This window comes from uncultured Flavonifractor sp., assembly GCF_944385615.1.
Lineage (GTDB): Bacteria > Bacillota > Clostridia > Oscillospirales > Oscillospiraceae > Flavonifractor.
Map to the genome: position 1 here is coordinate 1 of NZ_CALWXV010000067.1, position 7,070 is coordinate 7,070.

A 7,070-nucleotide genomic window follows, 5' to 3' on the forward strand; every position below is an offset into this window, starting at 1 on the left:
GGTATTTATGGATGAAATATGGGCTGAGAATATGATTTCTCAGCCCATACGTTACCTTTGTCAACAGGTCCTTTTCTTTCCTCACTCTGCCCGTTTGATGGGCTGCCGGATGACGGTTTTCAGTTTTTCCGGCTTGCACCGCCGCACATCGCTCAAATAGATCTCGTGGTGGAAACGCCCTTCTCTGAAATCCGCCTCATAGCCCTGATCCTTGGCGTACTCCTCCATGGCGGCCACGGTGGTGGGCTCGTCGTCATAGGGGTCAATGTGCATGCATTGGACGCACAGACCTTCCTCCCAGGAGAAAAATTCCACCTTGGAAAAGTCCCGCTGTTTCTTCTCCGCGGCCTCCCGGACAGCCCAGCGGAAGGCCTCTTCTGTCACAAACTCAGGCAGGCGGATGAGGGAGATCCACCGGAAATCCGCCTTGCGGGAATAGTCCACGCCCTGGATATCCTCCTGCCACCAAAGGCCCTCCAGGGGCGGCACCACATAGTCGAAGTAGCCCTTCAGACGATGCTGTCCCATCTTGCTCATTTTGATGGTGTAGGCCACAGCGTAAAACAGTTCCAGGGCCTGCTTGTAAGCGCCGCCCTCCTCGTTGGGATCGCCCTGCCCCTGCACCGCCAGAAAGTTCATGGCGGGTACGGTGATGATGCCGGGTTTCTTAGGGGGCATGTAGAACTCCTTATACTCCTTCTTATAGTCGAAGACCACGGTTATTTCCACCTTTTCTTCGGCTGGGCCTGAAGGGCCAGACAGGTGAGGCGGGTAAGGTCGGCCATGGTGTCCCGGTCGTCCACATCCTCCACCCAGATGTAGTCCCTGGCACCATCATAGGGCGGAGCCTTGGGCAGATGGGGAAAGGCCGCCTCACCCGCCGGGGTGACCTTTATAAAAAGCTGGTCGTCGCAGATGACGGCGAAAAATATGCCGTCGCAGTAGACACCATATTCACCGAACATCTTCCGACTGCGGATGTCGCCCGCGTCCCGCAGCTGCTCGGCCACATAGTCCACAAAGTCCTGATGAGAGGCCATACTAATCCCTCCTGTAGCGGTCGGCCAGCACTTTTGTCAACGCACCAAGCCGCTCCCGCAGCTCCTCCGGTTCCCGCAGCTCTGCCTTGTCTCCAAAGGTGAGCACCTAGCTGAGCACGCTATCGGCATCGGGAAGGCCACCCGTGAAGCGCAGCCGCCCGTCCAACTCCACGGTAAAGCAGTCCGCCCCGTATTCCTCCACCAGCCGCCAGCGGCAGGACGGATGAAAGAGAACAGTCACCTGATACTTGATCGAAAAGATCTGTTCCGGCTCCAGGTCGGGTAAGGGTGCGGACCGGGGATCAAAGGGTTCCCCAGTGGTGAGCTCTGTCATGCGGTTCAATTTGAACATGCGGAAATCCTTACGCATCCGGCACCAGCCCCACACATACCAGGTGGACCAGTGGAACACCAGATAGTAGGGCTCCACGGTGCGCACCGATTCCCCCTTGGGGGAGAAGTAGGTAAAGCGGATGGCGTGGTGCTGCTCAATGGCCTCTTGGATAAACTCAATTTTGGGCGGCAGGCTGGTTTTATACCAAGAGGAGAGGTCGATGAGCATGTGGGTGCCGCTGGGCATCAGGCTGTCTGTCCCAGCGGACAGTTTCTCCATCAGTTGGGCGTAGCGCCGGGTGCCGCTGACACTGTCCAAACTCCGCAGCCCCGCCAGAATAGCTTGCATCTCCGGAGCGGTGAGCACCGTCCGGTCCACTCGGTAGCCCTCCATGATGAAGATGCCGCCCCCAGCCCCCTGAGCCGTGGCGATGGGGATGCCTGCCCGACAAAGCGATTCGATGTCCCGCTGGATGGTCCGCCTGGACACTTCGAACTGCTCTGCCAGCTCCGGGGCGGTGACCTTCTCCCGCTGAAGCAAAATGGACAGGATGCCAATGAGCCGCTCCATCTTCATGGGGTACACCGCCTTTCGCATTTCTGTCTGCATTATAGCATAGGAACACGACAACTGTCTGTCATGTTTATCCTAGAGAAAAACTTTTGCCGGTGGGATCTGGGATTGTCTTGCCGTGGAGGGCATGGTATCATGGAGGCAGATTTTCCGGGAGGTAGCGGACATGGAAGATCAGTTTCTCAATCTAACAGAAGGAAATCTGGATCGGGAGCATCTGTGCTGCATCATTCGCAGCAAGAAGCCTCACCCCGGCGTGGAGGCCAAGCGGGTTTGGCTCCGGGAGGGACATGTGTTCCGCAAGCTGAACGCCAAGGGCGTGGTGTTCATCGAGTATGCTCCGCTGGAGACCGCCTGGGTGCCGGTGGAAGGGGATAACTACTTCTATATCTACTGCCTGTGGGTCAGCAGGGAGTTCAAGGGCAAGGGCTACGGCAGGCAACTAATGGAGTACTGCCTGTCCGATGCCAGGGCCAAGGGGAAGTCCGGCGTGTGTATGCTGGGGGCGGAAAAGCAAAAGGCCTGGCTCTCAGACCAGGCCTTCGCGGAGAAGTATGGGTTTGAAACCGTGGATACCACCCCGGACGGCTATCGGCTGCTGGCCCTCTCCTTTGACGGGACGAAGCCCCGCTTTGGGGAGAACGCCAAACGGCAGGCGATTGAGCCTCAGGAGTTGACCATTTATTACAGTTCCCAGTGTCCCTACATTTATCAGAGTGTGGAGTTGGTGCGCAAGACATGCGAAGAACTGGAGACACCCTGCACCCTCATTTCGGTGGACACCTTGGAAAAGGCCAAGGCCTTGCCCTGTGTGTTCAATAACTGGGCGGTATTCTATCAGGGAAAGTTCGTGACGGTAAATCTGCTGGACGCCGCCGCGCTGAAGCGGCTTCTGAAAAAATAAGGTGTGCCTATGGAAATCAGAAAAGTGGAGACGGACAAAAAGAGATATCTCGACTTACTGCTGCTGGCCGACGAGCAGGAGGACATGGTGGACCGCTATCTGGAGCGTGGGACCATGTATGTGCTGAGGGATGACGGCGTCAAGGCAGAATGCGTGGTAACCGACGAAGGAAAAGGTATCCTGGAGCTGAAGAACATCGCTGTGGAGCCTGCCGCTCAGGGCAAGGGCTATGGAAAAGCCATAGTGGACTTTCTCGTCCGAACCTACACAGGACAGTATGGCGGTGCTGCAGGTGGGTACCGGAGACAGCCCCGCCACCATCCCGTTTTATGAAGCCTGCGGCTTTCGCAGGCATCATCTGGTCAAGAACTTTTTTACTGACCACTACGACCACCCCATCTACGAGGGCGGGGTGTAGCTGGTGGATATGGTGTACCTGCAAAGGAAACTGTAAACATGGGAAGTGGGCGCTGCGGACGAATTGAGCGGTTGTCACTGATATGACGGATGCGGTGATGTCAGCGATCCGCTCCATCAATGGCAGGCCACCAGACGGACATTGACAGGCAACAGCACGTGGTATAGTATTTACAATAGCAAAGCGAGGTGAGCACGATGTTATTCGGAAAATTCTGTATTGATTTCGGCTCCGTACAAATGGATACCACAAAACATTGTGCGGAGCCTTTTCGGACCGTCAAGTTGTAAAACCGGGGGGCCAGGGCAGAAAATCGCTGCCTTTGGTTTTTGCACCCTTTTTGCAGACTGACAGGGCAAGATAGTTTATTTTGGGCCGCGGACGATGTTTGTCTGCGGCCTTTTGTTATGCTCATTTCAAGGGCGATGGAACAGAGGGCGCACAGCATTGTGCTGCCCTCTTTCGTTTTGAAAGGAAGATATTACATGACCCAAGATCAAAATTTATTGACCGGGAGCGTGCTGAAAAAACTGATCCGGTTTGCATTCCCGCTTTTTCTGGCCAACCTGCTGCAGGCCCTCTACAATGTGGTGGATATGCTGGTGGTAGGGAAAATTGTAGGCGAGATCGGCCTGGCCGCCATTAGCAATGCCTCCATGCTGTGCTTTATCATCAATTCCCTCTGTATCGGACTGACCATGGGCGGGAGTGTTTTGGTTGCCCAGTACAAAGGAGCGGGCGACCAAAAGGGCCAGCGTGACACTATCGGAATGCTATTTCTCCTGTCGCTGGCGACCTCCGTTGTGGTTACCATGCTCGGCCTTGCCGTCTATGAGCCTCTGTTCCGGGCACTGGATGTTCCAGCAGAGGCCTATCCGGATGCCTGCGGCTATATGGAGATCATCTGCTGGGGGACCGTATTCGTCTTTGGCTACAACACGGTCAGCTCTATTCTGAAGGGACTGGGAAATTCCAAAACACCGCTCTTTTTTGTGGGTGTCGCCACTATTCTAAACATCTTGCTGGATGTACTGCTGGCAGGGCCGTGCTCCATGGGTACGGTCGGCGCGGCTTGGGCCACAATCACTGCCCAAGGCGTTTCCTTTGTGGGATCGTTGGCATATCTGAAACGGTACCAGCTGAGCGTTTCCCTCAGAAAGATTGAGTTTCGCCGGGAAATACTGTTTGCCATTTTGAAGGTAGGCCTGCCCACCGCCATCCAAATGGTGGTGGTGAACACGGCCTATCTGCTGGTAACTGGAATGCTCAATCCCTTTGGCACCTCGGTGGCCGCTGCCTCCGGCGTAGGATTGAAGATCAACACCTTTGCTGGGATGCACTGCTGGGCTATTGGACAGGCAATTACTGCCATGGTGGGCCAGTGTGTGGGAGCCGGCCAGATCCGGCGGGCCCGCCAGGTGGTGCGGTCCGGTCTGCTGCTGAACCTAGCTGTCACAGCGGCGGTAGTGGTGACGGTCCAGTTTCTGGCGGAACCCCTCATCCGCCTGTTTGACAGCACCAGTCCGGAGGTGATCCGGGTCGGCGTGCTATACCTGCGCCTATGCTGTGGGGTCAACAGCTTGGCTTATGCCGCCATGTACACGCTGGATTCCTTTGCCATCGGTGTGGGCTCGGCCCATGTGGCCATGGTCAATGCCCTGCTGGACGCGGTGGTGGTGCGCCTGCCAGTGGGGTGGCTGCTGGCCTTTTCCTTTTCCGTGGGCTTTCCCGGAATCTATCTGGGCCAAGCCCTTTCGCCCATCCTGCCCGCTCTGGTTGGGCTCATCTATTTCAAAAGCAGAGTCTGGGAAAGAAAACGTTGGTGCGTGAGCCTTCGAGAGAGGGCAGCCGAAACGAATAAGAGGAGGAAAAGAATATGAATCCATCAGACATCTATCCCCGGACAGGAGATACACAGACCGTCTATCTCAACCAAGTCGTGACAGATCCCAGCATCGTCGTAGGGGACTACACCATGTACAACGACTTTGTCCATGACCCCGTTGACTTCGAGAAGAACAATGTGCTGTATCACTATCCCGTCAACCACGACCGGCTGGTGATCGGCAAGTTCTGCTCCATCGCCTGTGGGGCGAAGTTCCTCTTCAACAGTGCCAACCACAGCTTAAAATCCCTCTCCACCTATCCCTTTCCCATCTTTTTTGAGGCGTGGGGACTGAACCGGAGTCAGGTGGCCAGAGCCTGGGACAACAAGGGTGACATTGTCATCGGAAACGATGTGTGGATTGGCTACGATGCGGCCATCCTGGCGGGGGTGACAGTTGGTGACGGAGCCATCATCGGCGCCCGGGCCGTCGTAACAAAGGATGTCCCGCCCTATACCATTGTGGGCGGTGTCCCGGCTAAGCCAATCCGAAAGCGGTTTTCCGCGGACACAATTACCGCGCTGTTGGAGTTGCGGTGGTGGGACTGGCCGGTGGAACGGATCCAGGCCAATTTGAACGTAATTCAATCGGGACGGCTGGATCAAATCAGATGACCTGTTTTGCCGTAAAGTTCGGTCTGTCCCTATTCAAATGACACAAATCAAAAAATACATCCCTCTGGAAACCACAGATTTCAGAGGGATGTATTCATGTTTCGGGCTGTTTCCAGTGGTTCAGCTTTGGTAGCTGAGTTTCAAAATAGCCTCTAATTTGCTCAGAGGACCAGGATTCATTGGATATATGACTTTCCAGGAAATTCAGCAGTTCCTCAAAGCTCGTGTAGACGAATTTCCCATTGGCATAAAACCACTTGCAGTACTCCTCGTTGAAGGTGCCGTCCAGCTCTCGGCTAATGTTGGAGTCTTCTAGGGGCATACTGCAGCCAAAAAGCGAGGTGTTTTTCCGAGTCAGGCGTATCAATATCGTGACCCCCGTTTACAAGGAGAAGGGCGAACCGCTCCGGGATATTCTGCTGAAGTTGATGCTGGCTGACATTGAGCCACGCTGACCGACCGGCGACATCCTTAACACTGTCCGTGAGCAGAGGTATAATATTTATAGGATAAAACCTCTTGTTTGACGGCAGAAAGGAGGATATTTTGAAACAGTCAAGCAAGAAATTCTCTACCGGAACAGCCGCTCTCTATTGTCGGCTGAGCCGTGATGATAATATGGACAGCGAGTCCAACAGCATCCAGAACCATGATGTAATTTATAAAGGGTGGATTACACCACCGAAAATTACATCATGACTGCGGCTCATTTGTGGCGAATGAAAAGACAGTTGTGACAAGGAGGAATGCCCCGTACCTGACCGTAGCTGTCAACCTCATACATTCCCACAAAGGAGGCCATTATGGAACTGACCTACACGCAATGCGGGGACTACCTGATCCCCGACCTCGTATTATCAGACACAAGTGAGTACCACATCGGCAAATATGGCCGGATGCGACGCGCCTATCTGAGAGACCACCGTATAGCCATTTACAGTACCCTGCTGCTCACAGAAAAACTCTTTCCCCATTTGGCGGAAACCGACGCCGCCTGCAAAAATCGGCTGGAAATCATTGAAGCTGAGATGATGCGCCGGGAAGGCGTGACCGAGGCACTGAAAGCCGACAACCAGATGGAGTGGGTACGCCGGAGGAACAGCATCCACAGCCGGGCAGAAGAAATCGTTCTGCATGAACTTGTGTACACAGAATAAGCAGCAATGCCCTCGCAGCAAGCCGTATAAGCCTGCTGCGAGGGCATTTTTGCGTTATTTCAGCAACTTCCAGTATCCTTTGCGGTCGGAACCAACACGCTCGATTAAGCCGTTCTCTTTGAGCATTTTCAATCTTAGCGATAC

The 7,070-nt window shown here is 54.7% G+C and carries 7 protein-coding genes and 2 pseudogenes; 5 read left to right on the forward strand and 4 right to left on the reverse strand.

The window, feature by feature from the left end; genetic code table 11:
- Positions 1–81: 81 nt before the first annotated feature.
- The 3 genes and pseudogenes from Q0J75_RS12105 to Q0J75_RS12115 form a co-directional block, all read right to left on the reverse strand.
- The gene (locus Q0J75_RS12105; protein ID WP_297201680.1) at positions 82–717 is read right to left on the reverse strand and encodes a GyrI-like domain-containing protein; all 636 of its coding nucleotides are present in this window, start codon (positions 715–717) and stop codon (positions 82–84) included.
- Between the two features lie 2 nt (positions 718–719).
- The gene (locus Q0J75_RS12110) at positions 720–1,040 is read right to left on the reverse strand and encodes a TfoX/Sxy family protein (RefSeq protein WP_297201684.1); all 321 of its coding nucleotides are present in this window, start codon (positions 1,038–1,040) and stop codon (positions 720–722) included.
- 1 nt (position 1,041) lies between these two features.
- Positions 1,042–1,950 (reverse strand): annotated as a pseudogene (locus Q0J75_RS12115) (YafY family protein).
- Positions 1,951–2,113: 163 nt separating this feature from the next.
- On the opposite strand from Q0J75_RS12115, the gene Q0J75_RS12120 reads away from it, so the two are divergent.
- The 4 genes and pseudogenes from Q0J75_RS12120 to Q0J75_RS12135 all read left to right on the forward strand — a co-directional run bounded on the left by Q0J75_RS12120 (position 2,114) and on the right by Q0J75_RS12135 (position 5,769).
- The gene (locus tag Q0J75_RS12120) at positions 2,114–2,851 is read left to right on the forward strand and encodes a GNAT family N-acetyltransferase (protein WP_297201687.1); all 738 of its coding nucleotides are present in this window, start codon (positions 2,114–2,116) and stop codon (positions 2,849–2,851) included.
- Positions 2,852–2,860: 9 nt separating this feature from the next.
- Positions 2,861–3,269 (forward strand): annotated as a pseudogene (locus Q0J75_RS12125) (GNAT family N-acetyltransferase).
- Between the two features lie 485 nt (positions 3,270–3,754).
- Positions 3,755–5,149 carry an MATE family efflux transporter gene (locus tag Q0J75_RS12130; RefSeq protein WP_297201690.1) on the forward strand — a complete coding sequence of 465 codons (1,395 nt, stop codon included), beginning with the start codon at positions 3,755–3,757 and terminating at the stop codon, positions 5,147–5,149.
- Entirely contained in the window at positions 5,146–5,769 is a 624-nt protein-coding gene (locus Q0J75_RS12135) for a CatB-related O-acetyltransferase (RefSeq protein WP_297201693.1), read from the forward strand. The genes Q0J75_RS12130 and Q0J75_RS12135 overlap by 4 nt, the downstream gene beginning before the upstream one ends.
- A gap of 94 nt (positions 5,770–5,863) precedes the next feature.
- Here the strand turns inward: Q0J75_RS12135 and Q0J75_RS12140 are convergent, their stop codons facing one another.
- The gene (locus Q0J75_RS12140; protein ID WP_297201700.1) at positions 5,864–6,091 is read right to left on the reverse strand and encodes a zinc ribbon domain-containing protein; all 228 of its coding nucleotides are present in this window, start codon (positions 6,089–6,091) and stop codon (positions 5,864–5,866) included.
- A gap of 481 nt (positions 6,092–6,572) precedes the next feature.
- Here Q0J75_RS12140 and Q0J75_RS12145 point away from each other — a divergent pair, with 481 nt between their 5' ends.
- Positions 6,573–6,926 carry a TnpV protein gene (locus tag Q0J75_RS12145; protein WP_297201697.1) on the forward strand — a complete coding sequence of 118 codons (354 nt, stop codon included), beginning with the start codon at positions 6,573–6,575 and terminating at the stop codon, positions 6,924–6,926.
- Positions 6,927–7,070 lie beyond the last annotated feature (144 nt).

Bases quoted from the DNA above. Each gene is read 5' to 3' on its own strand.
- Q0J75_RS12110 (WP_297201684.1), bottom strand. From the start codon at position 1,040: ATGGCCTCTCATCAGGACTTTGTGGACTATGTGGCCGAGCAGCTGCGG.
- Q0J75_RS12120 (WP_297201687.1), top strand. From the start codon at position 2,114: ATGGAAGATCAGTTTCTCAATCTAACAGAAGGAAATCTGGATCGGGAG.
- Q0J75_RS12130 (WP_297201690.1), top strand. From the start codon at position 3,755: ATGACCCAAGATCAAAATTTATTGACCGGGAGCGTGCTGAAAAAACTG.
- Q0J75_RS12135 (WP_297201693.1), top strand. From the start codon at position 5,146: ATGAATCCATCAGACATCTATCCCCGGACAGGAGATACACAGACCGTC.
- Q0J75_RS12140 (WP_297201700.1), bottom strand. From the start codon at position 6,091: ATGCCCCTAGAAGACTCCAACATTAGCCGAGAGCTGGACGGCACCTTC.
- Q0J75_RS12145 (WP_297201697.1), top strand. From the start codon at position 6,573: ATGGAACTGACCTACACGCAATGCGGGGACTACCTGATCCCCGACCTC.